The 22,260-nt window shown below is 41.6% G+C and carries 12 protein-coding genes, 5 rRNA genes, 1 pseudogene and 1 riboswitch (1 of these 19 cut by a window edge); of the genes and pseudogenes, 13 read left to right on the top strand and 5 right to left on the bottom strand.

Annotation, left to right across the window (positions count from 1 at the left end; genetic code table 11):
* Nucleotides 1–215: 215 nt before the first annotated feature.
* Complete coding sequence (locus tag MHI10_RS19370) at nt 216–488, bottom strand: hypothetical protein (protein ID WP_340788376.1); 273 nt, start codon at nt 486–488, stop codon at nt 216–218.
* A gap of 346 nt (nt 489–834) precedes the next feature.
* Between MHI10_RS19370 and MHI10_RS19365 the strand changes: the two genes are divergently transcribed.
* The 6 genes from MHI10_RS19365 (at nt 835) to MHI10_RS19340 (ending at nt 7,217) form a co-directional block, all read left to right on the top strand.
* Nucleotides 835–2,400, top strand: a complete 1,566-nt coding sequence (locus MHI10_RS19365) for an ABC transporter substrate-binding protein (RefSeq protein WP_340788374.1) — start codon at nt 835–837, stop codon at nt 2,398–2,400.
* Between the two features lie 34 nt (nt 2,401–2,434).
* Nucleotides 2,435–3,355, top strand: a complete 921-nt coding sequence (locus MHI10_RS19360) for an ABC transporter permease (RefSeq protein ID WP_340788372.1) — start codon at nt 2,435–2,437, stop codon at nt 3,353–3,355.
* Between the two features lie 68 nt (nt 3,356–3,423).
* Entirely contained in the window at nt 3,424–4,266 is an 843-nt protein-coding gene (locus MHI10_RS19355; protein ID WP_445683233.1) for an ABC transporter permease, read from the top strand.
* A 22-nt stretch (nt 4,267–4,288) separates the two neighbouring features.
* A complete protein-coding gene (locus MHI10_RS19350) occupies nt 4,289–5,182 on the top strand; it encodes a serine hydrolase (protein ID WP_340788369.1) in 894 nt (297 codons plus the stop codon).
* Between the two features lie 5 nt (nt 5,183–5,187).
* Nucleotides 5,188–6,189, top strand: a complete 1,002-nt coding sequence (locus tag MHI10_RS19345; RefSeq protein ID WP_340788366.1) for an ABC transporter ATP-binding protein — start codon at nt 5,188–5,190, stop codon at nt 6,187–6,189.
* A complete protein-coding gene (locus MHI10_RS19340) occupies nt 6,186–7,217 on the top strand; it encodes an ABC transporter ATP-binding protein (protein ID WP_340788364.1) in 1,032 nt (343 codons plus the stop codon). The genes MHI10_RS19345 and MHI10_RS19340 overlap by 4 nt, the downstream gene beginning before the upstream one ends.
* An 87-nt stretch (nt 7,218–7,304) precedes the next feature.
* Here the strand turns inward: MHI10_RS19340 and MHI10_RS19335 are convergent, their stop codons facing one another.
* From MHI10_RS19335 to MHI10_RS19325, 3 genes are all read right to left on the bottom strand, one after another.
* Nucleotides 7,305–8,207: a hypothetical protein gene (locus MHI10_RS19335; RefSeq protein ID WP_340788361.1), complete on the bottom strand. Its 903-nt coding sequence runs from the start codon at nt 8,205–8,207 to the stop codon at nt 7,305–7,307.
* A gap of 502 nt (nt 8,208–8,709) precedes the next feature.
* The gene (locus MHI10_RS19330) at nt 8,710–8,901 is read right to left on the bottom strand and encodes a hypothetical protein (RefSeq protein ID WP_340788359.1); all 192 of its coding nucleotides are present in this window, start codon (nt 8,899–8,901) and stop codon (nt 8,710–8,712) included.
* 15 nt (nt 8,902–8,916) lie between these two features.
* On the bottom strand, nt 8,917–9,339 hold the full coding sequence (locus tag MHI10_RS19325) for a DUF4181 domain-containing protein (RefSeq protein WP_340788356.1): 423 nt from the start codon (nt 9,337–9,339) through the stop codon (nt 8,917–8,919).
* A gap of 404 nt (nt 9,340–9,743) precedes the next feature.
* On the opposite strand from MHI10_RS19325, the pseudogene MHI10_RS19320 reads away from it, so the two are divergent.
* Nucleotides 9,744–10,937, top strand: a pseudogene (locus MHI10_RS19320) (MFS transporter); the annotation flags it as partial.
* A gap of 235 nt (nt 10,938–11,172) precedes the next feature.
* Here MHI10_RS19320 and MHI10_RS19315 read toward each other — a convergent pair.
* Nucleotides 11,173–11,724, bottom strand: a complete 552-nt coding sequence (locus tag MHI10_RS19315) for an NADPH-dependent FMN reductase (RefSeq protein ID WP_340788353.1) — start codon at nt 11,722–11,724, stop codon at nt 11,173–11,175.
* Between the two features lie 207 nt (nt 11,725–11,931).
* A riboswitch (purine riboswitch) is annotated at nt 11,932–12,033 on the top strand.
* A gap of 136 nt (nt 12,034–12,169) precedes the next feature.
* Between MHI10_RS19315 and MHI10_RS19310 the strand changes: the two genes are divergently transcribed.
* The 6 genes from MHI10_RS19310 to MHI10_RS19285 form a co-directional block, all read left to right on the top strand.
* Nucleotides 12,170–13,471, top strand: a complete 1,302-nt coding sequence (locus MHI10_RS19310; RefSeq protein ID WP_340788350.1) for an NCS2 family permease — start codon at nt 12,170–12,172, stop codon at nt 13,469–13,471.
* 628 nt (nt 13,472–14,099) lie between these two features.
* A 16S ribosomal RNA gene (locus MHI10_RS19305) occupies nt 14,100–15,654 on the top strand.
* Between the two features lie 212 nt (nt 15,655–15,866).
* A 23S ribosomal RNA gene (locus MHI10_RS19300) occupies nt 15,867–18,793 on the top strand.
* Between the two features lie 60 nt (nt 18,794–18,853).
* A 5S ribosomal RNA gene (gene rrf, locus MHI10_RS19295) occupies nt 18,854–18,969 on the top strand.
* A 265-nt stretch (nt 18,970–19,234) separates the two neighbouring features.
* A 16S ribosomal RNA gene (locus MHI10_RS19290) occupies nt 19,235–20,789 on the top strand.
* A 212-nt stretch (nt 20,790–21,001) separates the two neighbouring features.
* Nucleotides 21,002–22,260, top strand: a 23S ribosomal RNA gene (locus tag MHI10_RS19285); it runs 1,668 nt beyond the window's last position.
* Together the 16S, 23S and 5S rRNA genes form the textbook arrangement of a ribosomal RNA operon.

Below are 22,260 nucleotides of genomic sequence, written 5' to 3'. Positions count from 1 at the left end.
TGCGTCAGCAAAGCGAGCGTTTGCGGCGAAAGCGAAGCGACAGCCGCACAATAAATAGCAATTTTAAAAAGCTTGGAGGACCTTTAATAAGGGTCTCCAAGCTTTTTGTTAATCCAGATAATTTCTTAATGTTTAGTGTACACACCATTTTAAGGAGAATAACTGTAAGGAAAAGATGTTTATTTGCTTTTAGGCAAACTTCGAAGCAAAGTACATTAATAATCCCAATCATATTCTTCCATATCAGGTATCGGTGGTTCAGGCGTGAATGCATCAATTGCAAGGGCAATGAGTACTATCGTAAGTAAAATAATCAAAACGATGTTAGCTATTTTATTCAATTTCTTTTGTAGATCGGATAACTCAGGTACCTCTTTATATCGCCATTTGTCTAAAAAGAAAGCAGCCTCATCTGGTTCGTAAAGACTCCATATTAAAAAGCCGTACGCAGGTATAGATAAGATAATTGCAATAAACAATAACGCCACTTTTTCCACCTCCATTAAACTTATTTACGTTTATAAATCCTTTTATGTTTCATTAATTGATGAAACATAAAAGGATTTTGTATATATATCGTAACAATCCTTCAGTTGTCCTCGCAATAGATAATGAATTAACCATGTTTAACCTTAGATATTTATTGCAACCTCAATAACTGCAGTATCCTTCATTAGGCTTTCCGCAACTATATCCATCTCAGCAGCCAATGCTAGTAACAAATCTAATAAAATCTATCATTATGACATATCTATCTACCTCCAAGAATATATAGTAGATAATATAAAATTCTAGTATAGATGAATTGCTATTGGAAAATGGGGGGGAAGGGAAATGATGAAAAATAAGTTTGGATTAATAAGTTTATTTATCGTGCTTTTACTTGTGCTATCCGGCTGTACAGAGGGAGAACAATCTGATTCTAAGGAAGGTTCAAGAGAGGTCGTAGTAGGTTTAGTTTCGGAGCCAGATTCTGTTGATATTCATAGAACATCGTCGACTGGAGAAGCGAATACGCCTTTATATGATACTTTATTGAAGCAAGACTTTGAGGGGAATATTGTCCCGAATTTAATTGCAGATTACGAGATTATAGGGGATGGCAAAGAGGTAATCTTTAATTTAAAAGAGGACGTGAAGTTCCATTCTGGGAAGCCAGTTAATGCGGAGGCAGTTAAACTATCTTTTGAAAGATTAGTGGAATCTTCTCCTTTTAGTACAAACGCTGGGGATATAGATAGCATAGAAGTAATTAGCGAATACTCCTTCAAAATTAAATGGAAGGATCAGTTTGCGCCGTTCTTTATTAATTTGACGACTTCTTTTTTAGCACCGATAGATGTTTCTGTTCTGGATGAAAACGGAGAAGGGTTTGAGAAGAATCCAAGTGGGTCTGGTCCATTAAAACTAAGTAAAATTAACCGTGGAGACTCTCTAGTATATGAGCCGTATGAGGATTTTAATTGGAATGATGGTGGTCCAGGATTTGATAGCGTGAATTTTAGATTTATACCAGATGAAGAAACTAGAATTTTAGAATTTAAGAAAGGGAATATTGATGTTTTATTGAATGTTCCTTACCAATATATTAAGGATTTAGAAAAGGATTCAGAAGTGACAATTGAAAGGGTTCCAGGGGACGTTTTAAGTTACTTAGGCTGGAACAATAAACTACCTATTTTCCAAGATGTAAAAGTTAGACAAGCGATTGCAATGGCAATCGATAGGGAATCCATTATAGACAATACATTAAATGGGGAAGCGAAAGCAGTGTTTGGACCATTGCCGAAAGCAGCATTTGGTTATAGCGAAAATATTGAAACGATGGCACGAGATAAATATACGAGAAATATAGAGCAGGCAAAGAATTTATTAGCTGAAGCAGGTTGGACTGAGAAGAATAAAGATGGCGTCGTTATGAAGGATGGCAAGCCATTTGCAGTAGAGTTATGGGTGGACGATGATCCAGCGAATCAACGCGCGGCTCAAGTGATACAAAATCAACTAATGAAAATTGGTATTAAAATAAACATTGCTGTGAAAGAATCCGCCGTTATTATTGAGCAAACACCTAAGGGAGCACACCAAATGTTGCTGTGGAGTTTTGGATGGCCAGATGCAGATGTGCTGAACTTCTTATTATTCGGTAAAGATAAATCGAAGCGACTTCATTATGAAAACGAAGCAATTTATAGCCTTTTGGACAAAGCTGCTATTGAAATGGATCAAGATGCAAGGTTGAAACTATATGAGGAAGCGATGGAAATGCTAGTAGAGGAATCGCCATTTGTACCGTTGTATGTGAAAGAAAATATTACGGCAGTTCGTAATTTTGAAAGCTTTGTGGTGCATCCAATCAATGGGTCCATCGAATGGCAAGATGTAAAAGTAAAAGAATAGAAGAAACCTAATCTGCACAAAAGGAGGCGTTTCCTTGTCGTCCTATTTACTCAAAAGAATAACTACAATGCTTATTACCATTATTGGCGTTTCCATTTTAGTGTTTATGATTATTCATTTAATCCCGGGGAATCCGGTGAATCACATACTAGGTGACTATGCAACAGAGGAGTCTATTCGAGAATTAGAATCGAGGTTGGGGCTCGATCGACCAATAACCGTTCAATATTTATCCTATATGGCGAATGCAATACAAGGGAACTTAGGTACTTCATTTATTACTGGCTATACGGTAGTTGAAGAAATTATGAATCGAATACCAATAACGGCACAATTAGCATTTTACAGCATTATATTTGGCTCGTTTTTAGGGATTAGCATAGGTGTACTAGCTGCTGTCAAAAAGAATACGATTTACGATCAACTCGCAATGACGTTGGCTCTTATAGGAATATCTGCACCAGGTTTTTGGATTGCGTTGTTTTTAATTTTGTTATTTTCGTATCAATTAAGTATTTTCCCAATCTCAGGATATAGCGGGTTTTATTCGCTCATACTGCCTTCCATCACATTAGGGTTGGGAACGGCGGGCAGTATTGCGAGAATGACAAGGTCCAGTATGCTCGACGTAATTAAACAGGATTATATACGAACAGCTCGTGCGAAAGGAGCAGGGGCATATCGGTTAATTTTCCAACATTGTTTACAAAATGCTGTTATACCGGTTATCACATTAATCGGTATGCAGTTCGGTTATTTGATGGCTGGGGCAGTAGTTACAGAGACTGTATTTGCACTGCCAGGTCTTGGGAGTCTAATTGTTTCGGCTATATCTACCCGGGATATTCCAACTGTTCAAGGGTTATTGTTATTTATGGGTTCGATTATTATTCTAGTTAACTTTGCAGTTGATTTACTGTATACCAAATTAGATCCTCGTATTCAATACGAATAAAGAGTCGTGTGAGGGGAGAGATAAAGCTGAGATCATTAGATAATCCGACAATTTTAACGCCACAATATATTCAAAGAAAATCACGATTCGTTACTTTCTTTCAAAAGATGAAGAAAAACAAAGGGGCTGTCGTTGGCTCCCTCATCTTATTATTTTTTATTATTACTTCAGTGTTTGCACCATTATTTACAACCTTTCCTGTAAATGAAATGAACTTTGAGGATAGTTTAACTGGCCCGAGTTTAGAGCATTGGCTAGGGACGGACGAATTTGGCAGAGATATTTGGACACGCATTCTCTACGGAGGAAGAGTTTCTTTATTGATGGGTTTATTTGCGGTCGTTATTTCAGGGACGATTGGTGTCATTTTAGGAGTTATCGCCGGTTATTATCGAAAACTAGATATATATATTATGCAATTTATAGATATTTTAATGGTTTTCCCGTCGCTATTAATGGCGATTGCTATCGTTGCAATTTTAGGAGTAAGTCTAACAAATGCAATGATTGCAGTTGCGATATCGGCTGTCCCGTCCTTTGTAAGGGTAGTCAGAGGAGCAGTTTTGACAATTAGAGAAACGGAATATGTGGAAGCTGCTCGAGCACTGGGGCTAAAAGATGGAAAAATCATCTTCAAGCATATACTGCCGAATGTTACTTCACCCATTATCATTTTAGCCACTTTAGAATTTGGAGGTGCCATCCTTTCTGCAGCGGCTTTAAGCTTTTTAGGTCTCGGTGCTCAGCCACCCAATCCTGAATGGGGAGCATTAGTGTATGTAGGAAAATCCTTTCTAAGTCAGGCATGGTGGATGACTTTGTTTCCGGGGCTCGCAATCATGCTAGTAGTGCTAGGGTTTAACTTGTTAGGTGACGGATTACGAGATGCTCTAGATCCCAAATCAAAATAAACGTTAAGCAAGGAGTGGTCGAGTGAGTTTACAGCAATTAATCGAGTCGTATGTGAAGGATATAGAAGCGGACTTTGGAATTTATATTAAGCATGTGCAAAAAAATGAGGAAGTAAATATACACGGGGAAAAGCTATTTCAGACGGCAAGTGTAATGAAGCTTCCTGTTTTAGCAACCTTATACGAAAAGGTCCATCAAGGTGAAATCAATTTACATGAACGCTTACAGCTGACAGAACAAGACTATGTACCGGGCTCGGGTTTATTTCAAGAAATGGACTATGGCTTAACGCCAACAATAAAAGATTTAGCAACGATGATGATTATCGTAAGTGATAATCTTGCTACAGATAAATTATTAAAAATCCTTGGTGGAGTGAATCCAGTACAAGAGACAATGGATCGTTTAGGGCTCAAAAATATTTATATTAAACACTCAATTTGGGACCTTTTAAGTTTAAGCGTAGGCATACCGGTTCAACCATATAGCGCTGAAATCTTTGCTGAAATTATTAGACGTTTGATAGATCAGGAAATTGATTGGGATAGTATTGTGTATCAGCACAATAAAGAGAGCAATGATAGTTCAGCAAAGGATATGTCCTTGTTATTAGAAATGTTCGCTAAAGGGGAATTCGTTTCACCAACATGTTCGAACGAAATACTAAATATTTTATTTAGACAGCACTACCAGCAGCGGATAGGTGGGCTTTTACCACGTAATACACCTGTAGCAAATAAAACGGGTAGCCTTGGTACGATGTTCAATGATGCAGGAATCGTCTACTTACCGGAAGAGAAAGGTCAGTATGTTATTTGTGTCTTTTCTAAAGGGCATACCTTAGAATACGACGGAAACGAACCAATTGCTCAAATTTCTAAAATGGCCTATGAATATTTCCTAGACGGGAGGTAGAGATATTGACGAACCAAACAATCGTTCAAGACTTGCTATCGGTACAGCATGTTAATATATCTTTTAAAAATGATCAATCAGAAATTATTCCAGCAGTAAGAGATTTATCATTTACTATTCAGCAAGGAGAAACGGTTGGTTTAGTTGGAGAATCTGGCTGCGGAAAAAGTGTAACAGCACTTTCGTTGATGCAGCTAATTGAGGGGAATTCGAGCACTACCCAAGGGGAAATATTATTTGAAGGAGAAAATCTAAATACATTTTCAGAAAAAGAGATGCGTAAAGTTCGAGGTAATAAAATTTCGATGATCTTTCAGGAACCTATGACATCCTTAAATCCTGTCCATAAAATCGGAAAGCAAATTAGCGAAGTTCTTTTTCTACATGGATTTGCTACAAAAGCCAATAGCAAGGAAAAGGCAATTGAAATTTTAAAAAAGGTAGGAATACCTCGCGCGGAAAGCATTATCGAAGAATATCCGCATCAGCTTTCAGGGGGGATGAGACAAAGGGTAATGATTGCAATGGCAATGGCATGTAACCCTAAGCTCCTTATTGCTGATGAACCTACTACTGCATTAGATGTAACGATCCAAGCGCAAATTTTAGATTTAATGAAATCATTGCAACAACAATACGATACAGCCATTTTACTCATCACACATGACTTAGGTGTCGTATCGGAAATGGCGGACCGGGTGATTGTTATGTATTATGGGCAAATTGTGGAGCAAGCAGATGTTCGAACAATTTTTAAAAACCCTAAACATCCTTATACAATTGGTTTGTTAAATTCAGTCCCGAACATTGATAGTGAAAATGATGACCGGCTCACCCCTATTGAAGGGAATGTCCCGAATATAGGAGAAATAACGGAAGGCTGCCCGTTTCGTTTTAGGTGTCAACATGTACTAGCGAAATGTCATAAGCATAACCCATCCTTATTTCAGGTAGATTCTCAAAAGGTACGTTGCTGGTTATACGAGGAGCAGGGGGTGGAAGTTTGAGTAACGCTTTATTGAAAGTCGAAAACTTAAAAACGCACTTTCCAATTAAAAAACGTTTCTTACAAAAAGAAAAGCATTTTGTAAAAGCCGTAGATGGACTAAACTTTTACGTTAACAAAGGAGAAACATTAGGGATTGTAGGCGAGAGCGGCTGTGGGAAATCAACTATGGGTAGAAGTATTCTACGTCTTATTGAACCTACAGAGGGGAAAGTTATTTTTAACGAGAAAGAAGTGACTTCTTTAAATGAAAAGGATTTAAGGAAAATGCGAGGGGAAATGCAAATCGTCTTTCAAGATCCTTATGCCTCGCTCAATCCTAAAATGACGGTTGGAGCAATCTTGGGAGAAGCGTTACAAACTCATGGTATTGTTCAAGGGTCTAAAGAAAGGTCAAATAAAGTCCAAGAGCTATTGGTGAAAGTAGGGCTCAGTCCAATTCATATCGATCGATACCCACATGAATTTAGCGGCGGACAAAGACAGCGCATAGGAATTGCGAGGGCAATCGCAGTAAATCCATCGTTAATCATAGCGGACGAACCCGTTTCTGCTTTAGATGTGTCAGTCCAAGCGCAAATTTTAAATCTGTTTCAAGACTTAAAGGAATCTCTCGGGCTTACTTACATATTTATCGCCCATGACCTAAGTGTGATCAAACATGTTAGCGATAGAATAGGCGTTATGTATTTAGGTAGAATCGTAGAATTATCCGATAAGAAGGGATTATTTAAAAATCCGCTCCATCCATATACACAAGCGCTCATGTCGGCAGTACCATCACTAGATCAAGATAGCAAAAAGGAAAGAATTATCCTAACCGGTGACGTTCCAAGTCCGTCAAATCCACCAAGTGGCTGCCCTTTTCATACGAGGTGTCCCATTAAACAAGCAGTATGCGAAATGGTCGTACCTAGAGAAATCAATGTAAGTGAAGGTAGATATGTGAGCTGTCATAAATATGATGATGAATATAGAGGGAATTTTAGTGAACTTCCTAATGAGAGCGCGGATGTGTATAGTGGATGAACGACCGAGGCGGTACACGCAAGAAAAAGCTTGGTGAGCTTGTCAATAGTTCGCCAAGCTAAAAGCATTTTGAATAAAAACGCCACATTAATTCATTTGCTTATCTTTTTTATCAAGAATAATAATTTCATATGGTATTTCTTCAATTGAAAGTTCAGCTCTTTTTAAAGCGATTATTTTTTCTATATAATTTTCTATTTGATCGGTCGACTTATCAGAATTCCAAAACCATTTATGATTCTTCAAGTTCGTTTTAATAATAATTTCTAATGGTTTAGGATGAAATGAGTAGGCAAAACCCCGGTATTCCTTAAAATTCTTTTCAGTTTCTGTTCTGATAGCGTCAAATATAGGTTGCCATTGTTGATCTAAAATTTGATTTTTACTTTGTTCTTTTATCGTTACGGTATAATGCCTATTTGTTTTTGAAAAAATGGAGTTTGCAATAAGCGTTTCTATTACCTCTTTATTAACTAGATCCGCATTGGTCACTTCAATCAATATATCCTCTTCTTTAATAGAGTAGGCAGAACGAGTATATCCGTTTTCTTCTAATACTTTTGATATCAAATTTGATATTTCATTGAATGATTCTCTAAGTTTAATGTCTTCTTCACTTAACTTGAAACGATCCATCGATAGAAATTCTACCTTAAAATTTTTAAAGTCATTCTCTTTTGTAGTATTTTTAATAATCTTCTTAATAGCCTTCTTATTCCTCCTCGTAAAGGTTACCTCTTCAGCTTGGACAGAAAATACGCGGTCTTCATGATGAAAGCCTACTCCTACTTTCGCAAATCCGTTCTCATTTAACGCAAGTGGAATTTCCGTTAATAACTGAATTACTTTGTCATTTTCTACTTTCGTTTCTTTCATACTTTTTACTAAGTCTTTTTCTAATTGTTCTTCTGAATTGGTAGCCTTTGCTTTACTCCAATTTACTCCGATAATAATGACACCAATAATGAGGGCAATCAAAAGAATACCCATTACAACTCTTCTCGAAGTCGTCACCTCTTCAATAAAATTGTATGTGTCATATTTTGTGTTATGACTTTAGCTAAAAGGTGGCAAAACGCGATTGTTTCTGCAATAACGTTAATTTAACTTAATTCAGCAGAAGTCCCCTACTTCTATAAGTGGGGGATGAATGCCAAAAAGGTAATTTTATTCAGTGGAGGTTCAAACCTCGGCTGAATCAAGTTAAGCTCCGGCGGATGTCACAGATTTTTAAGGGAAGTTTTTCGAGCGAGCTCGAAAAAATCTGGACGCAATTACGCCTCGGCGTAATTGATTGAAAGTGATTGAGTGTTACAGTATTTAAACAAGTAATAGTATGTATTTTATTTTTGGTCTAAAATGTGCAAGCTAGACAGGGGATACATCTGCCAAAAAGGAACAAAAAAATAGTAGCAATAGAAGGATTGAAATGCCTATTAAAAAATCCCACATAGATTAAGCTTTCCCCTTTTTTCCTTTAAGCTAAGAGAACTTACCGCCTAGCTCGCGTAATATCAAAGAAGGCAATCAATCCGCAAATTAAAACACCGGAACCTAACAGTATGGTCATAAACCAATTTTCGCCGAACCCATTTACAAAACTATATAAACAACCTAAAGCAACAAATAGTGCAGCGTATTTTGCTCTTAGCCTATTTAACTTTGAAGGTTTGTTATTATTCAAAAGGTTAACCTCCAATCAGTTAAATATCCCGAAAAAGTCAGTGCGTATGATCGAATATAAAACGCTAGTCGTAAACAGCATTTCTGCGATTGTAACAATATACTTCTTTTTATTTTCTGCGTATTTCCATTCCATAAATGCACGTAAAATTTCAGTTACGATTAATATAGTAATTACGATGAACCATGGATTGAAATACCAAGCAGCTTCAATAAAATTATTGTTAGAATAATTAAAATAGCTAATCAAAAATAGAATCGTAAAAGGTATTCGTACCGACCAGTCTAACTTTTTATGTCTTTCATTAACGTAAGGATTAGAGACCCATTTCATTCTTTCGACACCTAGCAATTTTCTAATGACAAAGCCAAAAGTCCAAAATATTACTAAAAGGACAAGTAGCGAAATGAATAGTGGCCCTAGAAAAAATCCAATCAATTATGTTACCCCCTCGAATATTATTATGCATTCTTTGAAATAACCTGGATTAATCTTTAGTTTCAAAACCCTCTGTATCCTTCTTTAAGAGCTCGATAATTTCCTTATTTTGATCCCGTATATCTTTTAAAATTCGTTCCAATGACAATGCAGTAAAAACTAAAATTACTATTAAGAAAAATGTTAAAATCACGATTGAACCTCACCAACCTTTTGCTATTATCAAAGTTAATTGGAAAATCCTACAATACTAAAATTGTAGCATATCAAATTATAAGTGTTAAATAAATGGTAAAAAGGTGTTTGGTAACTATATACAAGAAATCCCTCCTTAATAACTTCGTATTGTTTAGTGTCCCGAAATTATATAAGATGGTAACAAATGGAGTTCAAAGGAGGTAAAAAGAATGTGGCGTAATCGAAATGTGTGGATTGTGCTCATTGGCGAATTTGTCGTCGGGCTCGGGCTGTGGGCGGGGATTATCGGAAACTTAGCCTTTATGACAGAATTTGTGCCCTCCGATTTTTATAAATCTGTAATTTTAGCAATCGGTATGCTAGCAGGGGTATTGGTCGCACCAATGGCTGGGAAAATTATCGATGCTAGTAGTAAAAAGAAAGTGCTTATTGCATCATCAATTGCACGAGTTGTGACGGTATTTATTATGTTCGCTGCGATTGCTTTTGATTCGGTGTTACTCATGGTCGTTTTTTTAGTGGCTTTGCAAGTTGCCGCAACCTTTTTCATGCCAGCATTGCAGTCGATTATTCCAAAAATCGTGGATAAAAAAGATTTACTTACATTGAACGGTTGGCATATGAACGCACGGACGATGTCACGAATTATTGGTGCAGCGGCTGCTGGATTATTTGTAGCCTATGCTGATTTAATTTGGCTGTATGTCGTTTCTCTCATTATGTATATAGCGATGGTTTTTGTATTATTCGGTCTGAAAATTGATGGGGAAGATGCACAGTCAACGGCTAAAATGAAAGACAGTGGCAGTTTTAAAGAAGTGCTACCGATATTAAAGCAGTTTCCGGTTGTGCTTGTGACGTTAGTGTTAATTGTTGTGCCGATATTATTTTTAGGCTCGTTTAACTTGATGATTATGAAAATCTCGCAAATGCATGATTCGGCAAGTATCTCGGGTTTAATTTATACAGTAGAAGGTATTGGTTTTATGGTAGGTGCTATTGCGGTTAAATATCTTGGAGCAAGGTTACGCACAGGAACGATGATGTTCGGGTTGGCTCTTTTCATCGGCTTCTTGCAATCCCTTCTTTATTTCTCAACAATTGAAATGATGAATCTTATTGTTTTTGGCTTGTTTGGTTTTGCGGTCGGTTGTTTCTTCCCAACGACGATGACGATTTTTCAAAAAGAAGTTCCGGGAGAGTTCCATGGTCGCTTCTTTGCATTCCGTAATATGATTGATCAAACATTATTCCAAATCGTCCTTCTTTCCACAGGGGCGTTACTAGATTGGTTCGGTTTACCGATTACAGGCTTAGTATTTGGTTTATTTAGCTTAGGTTTAACGACCATTTTTATGATGTATTTGAAAATGAAAAAGTATCCGATAGCATTTGAATAGCCTTCATTAATAAGAAAGGATGTCCGAGAAGTTGTATTCGGACATCCTTTTCGTCTATTAAATCAATTACGCCTCGGCGTAATTGCGTCCAGATTTTTTTCGAGCCCGTTCGAAAAACTCCTTTTAAAAAATCTGTGACATCCGCCGGGGCTTAACTTGATTCAGTTGAAATTTGAACCCCACTAATAGAATTGCTTATTAGGCAATCATCTTCCACTTACTGAAGTAGGGAATTTTACTGAATTAAATTAAAGTTTTTCATCCATTCTTGGAAATTTGCAATAACAATGTCAATGAAATTCACAGTCGCTGCATCTGTAAGTTGACCTTGCTCATTGAATTTTGTATGTGCCGCTCCAACGTAAACTTCATTCATTGGTAATACGGGTGAATTTAAGCCGCTTGCAAATAAAATATCGCGTAAATGCATTTGTGCTTTAACTGTACCTAAAACTCCCATAGAAGCACCCATAATGATCGATGGTTTGCCATGCATTACTTTATCGACACGGCTCATCCAGTCAATTGCATTTCCTAATACACCGGGAATTGTAGCGTTGTATTCAGGTGTCACCCAAAGTACGGCATCCGCAGCTTTTATTTTTGCTTTAAAATCGATTACTTCCTGTGATGGATTTAATTCGTCATCTTGGTTGTACATTGGAAGAGGCTTTAAATCCAAAATTTCCACATCAAATTGATCCGCATAGCGTGATTGAATATGCTTTGCAAGCTGCAAATTGTATGATTCTTTGCGGATACTACCGACGATAGTTACTATTTTCATTGTGTTACCTCCAAATTTTAGTTGCATTATGTAACTTAGTTTATAAAGATGCAATTGATATGTCTAACAATTTGCTTTTTACATTAAAAAAACAATAATACTGGTGAAAAGTTAGATTATTGCATATTTTTACGAACTTTATAAAGATAAAAACTAAAAATGTTCGGAAACTGGGTTGAAATTAGTGAGATTAAATGATATATTACTAACATAAATCAAATACGTCGTCGTATAATGTCGGGAATATGGCCCGAAAGTTTCTACCGAATCACCATAAATGATTCGACTACGATTTAAAAATAAGATCCTTCATTTTATTATGAAGTGAATTTTTACTTTCCTTAAATCGTAGACATGCGGCATTTTGCTTTGCATGTCTTTTTGATTTGAAGGATTCGGTGCACTCGACATGTTGTAAGACGACAACTTGGAGGAACATTTTACAATGAAAAAATATTTCGAGTTTGATAAACTTGGAACAAATTATCGCAAGGAAACATTAGGCGGATTAACAACCTTCCTATCAATGGCATATATTTTAGCTGTTAACCCAGGAATGCTTTCTGCGGCAGGCATGGATTATAATGCGGTATTCGTAGCAACGGCTCTTGCAGCGGCAGTGGGTAGTTTATTTATGGGACTTATTGCAAGATACCCAATAGCACTAGCACCGGGTATGGGGCTGAACGCATTCTTTGCTTTCTCAGTAGTATTAGGAATGGGGATGGCTTGGGAAACAGCATTAACAGGTGTTTTATTCTCAGGGTTAATTTTCATCATACTTTCATTAACAGGTTTACGTGAAACGATTATCAACGCAATACCAGCTCAATTAAAATATGCAGTAGGTGCTGGTATTGGTTTATTCATTACATTTGTAGGTTTCCAAGGATCGGGCATTATCGTAGGTGACGAGGCGACTTTAGTAAAACTTGGTGATGTAACATCAGGTAATGCATTATTAGCAGTATTCGGTGTCGTTATTACAGCAATCTTCATGGCTAAAAAGATCAACGGTGGTATTTTCTACGGGATGGTTATTACAGCAATCGCTGGTATGATCTTCGGTTTAGTAAATGTACCGGAAAAGGTATTCTCGGGAATTCCCGATGTTTCGCCGACATTTGGTGCAGCTTTTGCAGCATTTGCAGACTTGGGCTTAATTTTTAATATGGATTTCTTAATTGTCGTCCTAACATTTTTATTCGTAGACTTCTTTGATACGGCTGGTACATTAATGGCGGTAGCAGGGCAAGCAGGTTTAGTAAAAGATAATAAATTACCACGTGCAGGTCGTGCTTTATTAGCCGATGCATTGGCAACAGTAACAGGTGCTATTTTCGGTACATCAACAACAACTTCTTACGTAGAGTCTACTGCTGGTGTAGCAGCAGGTGCGCGTACAGGATTTGCTTCAGTTGTAACAGGTATATTATTCTTACTAGCATTATTTATTTCTCCATTACTAGCAGTAGTGACGTCAGCAGTAACAGCACCAGCATTAATTATCGTAGGTGCGTTAATGGTATCTTCATTACGTTTAATTGAATGGGACAAGATTGAAATCGCAATACCGGCATTTTTAGTTATCTTATGTATGCCACTTGGTTATTCAATCGCAACGGGTATCGCAATTGGTTTCTTATTCTACCCAATTACAATGATAGTTGCAGGGCGTAGTAAAGAAGTTCATCCGATCATGTACGGTATGTTCTTAATCTTCTTAGGTTACTTTATCTTCTTATAAGAAATAACCCAAAGCTGTGAAATCGATTTTTGATTTCGCAGCTTTTTTAATATAGAGGAAAGTCGAATGGATTTTATTTATTCACGTTAATTGTTTAGATTGAGATACATGTGGGTAAACAATATTAGAGAGGTGTTCGGATCGGGTTTGTGTAAAGAAAGGGATGGTAATTGTAGCGGAAACGATAACTTAAACGGGGTGGGGGATAGTGATTGATGAGTAATTATTCCGTTTGTATAATAATTTATATATTTAAATCGCGGTGACAAGTAAAGATGCTTTACTCTATATATAATAGGAAGAAACTCAATATCGATAGTTTGCATAAAATCCGAATATTTTTTCTTTTAAAAAAGGGTTGCAATCTAACTGGTATAGGGTGTATATTTAAACACGTTGCTGCGACACAAACGCAAACAACGAAAAACAAAATGAAAAAAGTTGTTGACAAACAAAACCAACTACTTTATAGTATTAAGGAGTCGCGTAAAAACGCGATGATATGAACCTTGAAAACTGAACAAGCAAACGTTAATGATTTAAATGTTTAAGTGATGAACTTAAACAAATTATAGATATCAACTTTATGTTGATACGCTAGCAAAGCAAATGAGCTTTCAAACTAACTTTTATGGAGAGTTTGATCCTGGCTCAGGACGAACGCTGGCGGCGTGCCTAATACATGCAAGTCGAGCGGACTTTCATTGGTGCTTGCACCTTTGAAAGTTAGCGGCGGACGGGTGAGTAACACGTGGGTAACCTACCCTGTAGATTGGGATAACTCCGGGAAACCGGGGCTAATACCGAATAACACTTTTGAACTCATGTTCGAATGTTAAAAGACGGTTTCGGCTGTCACTACAGGATGGGCCCGCGGCGCATTAGCTAGTTGGTGAGGTAACGGCTCACCAAGGCAACGATGCGTAGCCGACCTGAGAGGGTGATCGGCCACACTGGGACTGAGACACGGCCCAGACTCCTACGGGAGGCAGCAGTAGGGAATCTTCCACAATGGACGAAAGTCTGATGGAGCAACGCCGCGTGAGTGAAGAAGGATTTCGGTTCGTAAAACTCTGTTGCAAGGGAAGAACAAGTAGCGTAGTAACTGGCGCTACCTTGACGGTACCTTGTTAGAAAGCCACGGCTAACTACGTGCCAGCAGCCGCGGTAATACGTAGGTGGCAAGCGTTGTCCGGAATTATTGGGCGTAAAGCGCGCGCAGGTGGTTTCTTAAGTCTGATGTGAAAGCCCACGGCTCAACCGTGGAGGGTCATTGGAAACTGGGAAACTTGAGTGCAGAAGAGGATAGTGGAATTCCAAGTGTAGCGGTGAAATGCGTAGAGATTTGGAGGAACACCAGTGGCGAAGGCGACTATCTGGTCTGTAACTGACACTGAGGCGCGAAAGCGTGGGGAGCAAACAGGATTAGATACCCTGGTAGTCCACGCCGTAAACGATGAGTGCTAAGTGTTGGGGGGTTTCCGCCCCTCAGTGCTGCAGCTAACGCATTAAGCACTCCGCCTGGGGAGTACGGTCGCAAGACTGAAACTCAAAGGAATTGACGGGGGCCCGCACAAGCGGTGGAGCATGTGGTTTAATTCGAAGCAACGCGAAGAACCTTACCAGGTCTTGACATCCCATTGACCACTGTAGAGATACAGTTTTCCCTTCGGGGACAACGGTGACAGGTGGTGCATGGTTGTCGTCAGCTCGTGTCGTGAGATGTTGGGTTAAGTCCCGCAACGAGCGCAACCCTTATTCTTAGTTGCCATCATTTAGTTGGGCACTCTAAGGAGACTGCCGGTGACAAACCGGAGGAAGGTGGGGATGACGTCAAATCATCATGCCCCTTATGACCTGGGCTACACACGTGCTACAATGGACGGTACAAACGGTTGCCAACCCGCGAGGGGGAGCTAATCCGATAAAACCGTTCTCAGTTCGGATTGTAGGCTGCAACTCGCCTACATGAAGCCGGAATCGCTAGTAATCGCGGATCAGCATGCCGCGGTGAATACGTTCCCGGGCCTTGTACACACCGCCCGTCACACCACGAGAGTTTGTAACACCCGAAGTCGGTGGGGTAACCTTTATGGAGCCAGCCGCCGAAGGTGGGATAGATGATTGGGGTGAAGTCGTAACAAGGTAGCCGTATCGGAAGGTGCGGCTGGATCACCTCCTTTCTAAGGATATTTTCGGAATCATTCCTTTGGGAATGAAACATTAACGTTTGCTGTTCAGTTTTGAAGGTTCATCTTTTTTGATGAAACACTTCAAAACATTGTTCTTTGAAAACTGGATAAAACGACATTGAAAGCAATAAACAAACAAATGATCAAGAAATTGATCGTGCAATCTTTTAAAATCTTACTCATTTGAGTAAGTGTAACTTATTGGTTAAGTTAATAAGGGCGCACGGTGGATGCCTTGGCACTAGGAGTCGATGAAGGACGGCACTAACACCGATATGCTTTGGGGAGCTGTAAGTAAGCTTTGATCCAGAGATTTCCGAATGGGGGAACCCACTATGTTTAATCGCATAGTATCTTCACGTGAATACATAGCGTGTTGAGGACAGACGCAGAGAACTGAAACATCTAAGTACCTGCAGGAACAGAAAGAAAATTCGATTCCCTGAGTAGCGGCGAGCGAAACGGGAAGAGCCCAAACCAAAGAGCTTGCTCTTTGGGGTTGTAGGACATTCTATACGGAGTTACAAAAGAATGAGATAGTTGAAGCGGCTTGGAAAGGCCCGCCATAGAAGGTAAAAGCCCTGTAAGTGAAACCTCATTCCCTCTTGAATGTATCCTGAGTACGGCGGAACACGTGAAATTCCGTCGGAATCTGGGAGGACCATCTCCCAAGGCTAAATACTACCTAGTGACCGATAGTGAACCAGTACCGTGAGGGAAAGGTGAAAAGCACCCCGGAAGGGGAGTGAAATAGATCCTGAAACCGTGTGCCTACAAGTAGTTAGAGCCCGTTAATGGGTGATAGCGTGCCTTTTGTAGAATGAACCGGCGAGTTACGATTACGTGCGAGGTTAAGTTGATGAGACGGAGCCGCAGCGAAAGCGAGTCTGAATAGGGCGAATTAGTACGTGGTCGTAGACCCGAAACCAGGTGATCTACCCATGTCCAGGGTGAAGGTGAGGTAACACTTACTGGAGGCCCGAACCCACGTACGTTGAAAAGTGCGGGGATGAGGTGTGGGTAGCGGAGAAATTCCAATCGAACCTGGAGATAGCTGGTTCTCTCCGAAATAGCTTTAGGGCTAGCCTCGTGATTGAGAATACTGGAGGTAGAGCACTGTTTGGACTAGGGGGGCATCTCGCTTTACCGAATTCAGACAAACTCCGAATGCCAGATATTTATACACGGGAGTCAGACTGCGAGTGATAAGATCCGTAGTCAAGAGGGAAACAGCCCAGACCACCAGCTAAGGTCCCAAAGTAATCGTTAAGTGGAAAAGGATGTGGCGTTGCTTAGACAACCAGGATGTTGGCTCAGAAGCAGCCATCATTTAAAGAGTGCGTAATAGCTCACTGGTCGAGTGACGCTGCGCCGAAAATTTATCGGGGCTAAACGATTCACCGAAGCTGTGGATGCATCCGTATGGATGCGTGGTAGGAGAGCGTTCTAAGGGCGTTGAAGTCAGACCGGAAGGACTGGTGGAGCGCTTAGAAGTGAGAATGCCGGTATGAGTAGCGAAAGACGGGTGAGAATCCCGTCCACCGTATGACTAAGGTTTCCTGAGGAAGGCTCGTCCGCTCAGGGTTAGTCGGGACCTAAGCCGAGGCCGATAGGCGTAGGCGATGGACAACAGGTTGATATTCCTGTACCACCTCCTCACCGTTTGAGAAATGGGGGGACGCAGTAGGATAGGGTAAGCAGAGCGTTGGTTGTCTCTGTTCAAGCAGTAAGGCGTGTGTGTAGGCAAATCCGCACACTAATACGTTGAGCTGTGATGACGAGTCCGTATGGACGAAGTTCCTGATTTCACACTGCCAAGAAAAGCCTCTATCGAGGTGAGAGGTGCCCGTACCGCAAACCGACACAGGTAGTCGAGGAGAGAATCCTAAGGTGTGCGAGAGAACTCTCGTTAAGGAACTCGGCAAAATGACCCCGTAACTTCGGGAGAAGGGGTGCTCTTGAGCGTGCAAGCGCATGAGAGCCGCAGTGAATAGGCCCAGGCGACTGTTTAGCAAAAACACAGGTCTCTGCAAAACCGTAAGGTGAAGTATAGGGGCTGACGCCTGCCCGGTGCTGGAAGGTTAAGAGGAGTGGTTAGCGCAAGCGAAGCTACGAATTGAAGCCCCAGTAAACGGCGGCCGTAACTATAACGGTCCTAAGGTAGCGAAATTCCTTGTCGGGTAAGTTCCGACCCGCACGAAAGGCGTAACGATCTGGGCACTGTCTCAACGAGAGACTCGGTGAAATTATAGTACCTGTGAAGATGCAGGTTACCCGCGACAGGACGGAAAGACCCCGTGGAGCTTTACTGTAGCCTGATATTGAATTTTGGTACAACTTGTACAGGATAGGTAGGAGCCAGAGATCTCGGAGCGCCAGCTTCGAAGGAGGCGTCAGTGGGATACTACCCTGGTTGTATTGAACTTCTAACCCATGCCCCTTAGCGGGGTAGGAGACAGTGTCAGGCGGACAGTTTGACTGGGGCGGTCGCCTCCTAAAGAGTAACGGAGGCGCCCAAAGGTTCCCTCAGAATGGTTGGAAATCATTCGTAGAGTGTAAAGGCATAAGGGAGCTTGACTGCGAGACCTACAAGTCGAGCAGGGTCGAAAGACGGGCTTAGTGATCCGGTGGTTCCGCATGGAAGGGCCATCGCTCAACGGATAAAAGCTACCCCGGGGATAACAGGCTTATCTCCCCCAAGAGTCCACATCGACGGGGAGGTTTGGCACCTCGATGTCGGCTCATCGCATCCTGGGGCTGTAGTCGGTCCCAAGGGTTGGGCTGTTCGCCCATTAAAGCGGTACGCGAGCTGGGTTCAGAACGTCGTGAGACAGTTCGGTCCCTATCCGTCGTGGGCGTAGGAAATTTGAGAGGAGCTGTCCTTAGTACGAGAGGACCGGGATGGACACACCGCTGGTGTACCAGTTGTTCTGCCAAGAGCATCGCTGGGTAGCTATGTGTGGACGGGATAAGTGCTGAAAGCATCTAAGCATGAAGCCCCCCTCAAGATGAGATTTCCCATTACGCAAGTAAGTAAGACCCCTGAAAGACGATCAGGTAGATAGGTTCGAGGTGGAAGTGTGGCGACATATGGAGCTGACGAATACTAATCGGTCGAGGACTTAACCACAATTTATTGCACAATTTCAATGAAACGTTTATCCAGTTTTGAGAGAGCAATCTTTCATAGTGAAGTGATGATGGCAAAGAGGTCACACCCGTTCCCATACCGAACACGGAAGTTAAGCTCTTTAGCGCCGATGGTAGTTGGGGGCTTCCCCCTGTGAGAGTAGGACATCGCTTCGCACATTTAAAATAACCGAGAAATCAGATATTTTAAATGTTGCTAAGAAAATACAATCGAAACAATTTCAATTAAATTGTTGACAAGGTATAAGAGATTGTGTTATGATATAAAAGTTGTCACTTCGAAAGAAGTAGCGATATGAACCTTGAAAACTGAACAAGCAAACGTTAATGATTTAAATGTTTAAGTGATGAACTTAAACAAATTATAGATATCAACTTTATGTTGATACGCTAGCAAAGCAAATGAGCTTTCAAACTAACTTTTATGGAGAGTTTGATCCTGGCTCAGGACGAACGCTGGCGGCGTGCCTAATACATGCAAGTCGAGCGGACTTTCATTGGTGCTTGCACCTTTGAAAGTTAGCGGCGGACGGGTGAGTAACACGTGGGTAACCTACCCTGTAGATTGGGATAACTCCGGGAAACCGGGGCTAATACCGAATAACACTTTTGAACTCATGTTCGAATGTTAAAAGACGGTTTCGGCTGTCACTACAGGATGGGCCCGCGGCGCATTAGCTAGTTGGTGAGGTAACGGCTCACCAAGGCAACGATGCGTAGCCGACCTGAGAGGGTGATCGGCCACACTGGGACTGAGACACGGCCCAGACTCCTACGGGAGGCAGCAGTAGGGAATCTTCCACAATGGACGAAAGTCTGATGGAGCAACGCCGCGTGAGTGAAGAAGGATTTCGGTTCGTAAAACTCTGTTGCAAGGGAAGAACAAGTAGCGTAGTAACTGGCGCTACCTTGACGGTACCTTGTTAGAAAGCCACGGCTAACTACGTGCCAGCAGCCGCGGTAATACGTAGGTGGCAAGCGTTGTCCGGAATTATTGGGCGTAAAGCGCGCGCAGGTGGTTTCTTAAGTCTGATGTGAAAGCCCACGGCTCAACCGTGGAGGGTCATTGGAAACTGGGAAACTTGAGTGCAGAAGAGGATAGTGGAATTCCAAGTGTAGCGGTGAAATGCGTAGAGATTTGGAGGAACACCAGTGGCGAAGGCGACTATCTGGTCTGTAACTGACACTGAGGCGCGAAAGCGTGGGGAGCAAACAGGATTAGATACCCTGGTAGTCCACGCCGTAAACGATGAGTGCTAAGTGTTGGGGGGTTTCCGCCCCTCAGTGCTGCAGCTAACGCATTAAGCACTCCGCCTGGGGAGTACGGTCGCAAGACTGAAACTCAAAGGAATTGACGGGGGCCCGCACAAGCGGTGGAGCATGTGGTTTAATTCGAAGCAACGCGAAGAACCTTACCAGGTCTTGACATCCCATTGACCACTGTAGAGATACAGTTTTCCCTTCGGGGACAACGGTGACAGGTGGTGCATGGTTGTCGTCAGCTCGTGTCGTGAGATGTTGGGTTAAGTCCCGCAACGAGCGCAACCCTTATTCTTAGTTGCCATCATTTAGTTGGGCACTCTAAGGAGACTGCCGGTGACAAACCGGAGGAAGGTGGGGATGACGTCAAATCATCATGCCCCTTATGACCTGGGCTACACACGTGCTACAATGGACGGTACAAACGGTTGCCAACCCGCGAGGGGGAGCTAATCCGATAAAACCGTTCTCAGTTCGGATTGTAGGCTGCAACTCGCCTACATGAAGCCGGAATCGCTAGTAATCGCGGATCAGCATGCCGCGGTGAATACGTTCCCGGGCCTTGTACACACCGCCCGTCACACCACGAGAGTTTGTAACACCCGAAGTCGGTGGGGTAACCTTTATGGAGCCAGCCGCCGAAGGTGGGATAGATGATTGGGGTGAAGTCGTAACAAGGTAGCCGTATCGGAAGGTGCGGCTGGATCACCTCCTTTCTAAGGATATTTTCGGAATCATTCCTTTGGGAATGAAACATTAACGTTTGCTGTTCAGTTTTGAAGGTTCATCTTTTTTGATGAAACACTTCAAAACATTGTTCTTTGAAAACTGGATAAAACGACATTGAAAGCAATAAACAAACAAATGATCAAGAAATTGATCGTGCAATCTTTTAAAATCTTACTCATTTGAGTAAGTGTAACTTATTGGTTAAGTTAATAAGGGCGCACGGTGGATGCCTTGGCACTAGGAGTCGATGAAGGACGGCACTAACACCGATATGCTTTGGGGAGCTGTAAGTAAGCTTTGATCCAGAGATTTCCGAATGGGGGAACCCACTATGTTTAATCGCATAGTATCTTCACGTGAATACATAGCGTGTTGAGGACAGACGCAGAGAACTGAAACATCTAAGTACCTGCAGGAACAGAAAGAAAATTCGATTCCCTGAGTAGCGGCGAGCGAAACGGGAAGAGCCCAAACCAAAGAGCTTGCTCTTTGGGGTTGTAGGACATTCTATACGGAGTTACAAAAGAATGAGATAGTTGAAGCGGCTTGGAAAGGCCCGCCATAGAAGGTAAAAGCCCTGTAAGTGAAACCTCATTCCCTCTTGAATGTATCCTGAGTACGGCGGAACACGTGAAATTCCGTCGGAATCTGGGAGGACCATCTCCCAAGGCTAAATACTACCTAGTGACCGATAGTGAACCAGTACCGTGAGGGAAAGGTGAAAAGCACCCCGGAAGGGGAGTGAAATAGATCCTGAAACCGTGTGCCTACAAGTAGTTAGAGCCCGTTAATGGGTGATAGCGTGCCTTTTGTAGAATGAACCGGCGAGTTACGATTACGTGCGAGGTTAAGTTGATGAGACGGAGCCGCAGCGAAAGCGAGTCTGAATAGGGCGAATTAGTACGTGGTCGTAGACCCGAAACCAGGTGATCTACCCATGTCCAGGGTGAAGGTGAGGTAACACTTACTGGAGGCCCGAACCCACGTACGTTGAAAAGTGCGGGGATGAGGTGTGGGTAGCGGAGAAATTCCAATCGAACCTGGAGATAGCTGGTTCTCTCCGAAATAGCTTTAGGGCTAGCCTCGTGATTGAGAATACTGGAGGTAGAGCACTGTTTGGACTAGGGGGGCATCTCGCTTTACCGAATTCAGACAAACTCCGAATGCCAGATATTTATACACGGGAGTCAGACTGCGAGTGATAAGATCCGTAGTCAAGAGGGAAACAGCCCAGACCACCAGCTAAGGTCCCAAAGTAATCGTTAAGTGGAAAAGGATGTGGCGTTGCTTAGACAACCAGGATGTTGGCTCAGAAGCAGCCATCATTTAAAGAGTGCGTAATAGCTCACTGGTCGAGTGACGCTGCGCCGAAAATTTATCGGGGCTAAACGATTCACCGAAGCTGTGGATGCATCCGTATGGATGCGTGGTAGGAGAGCGTTCTAAGGGCGTTGAAGT

The organism is Solibacillus sp. FSL K6-1523 (genome assembly GCF_038005225.1).
Lineage (GTDB): Bacteria > Bacillota > Bacilli > Bacillales_A > Planococcaceae > Solibacillus.
Note: the sequence above shows the minus strand (reverse complement) of the source record. Positions and strands in the feature narration are given on the sequence as shown.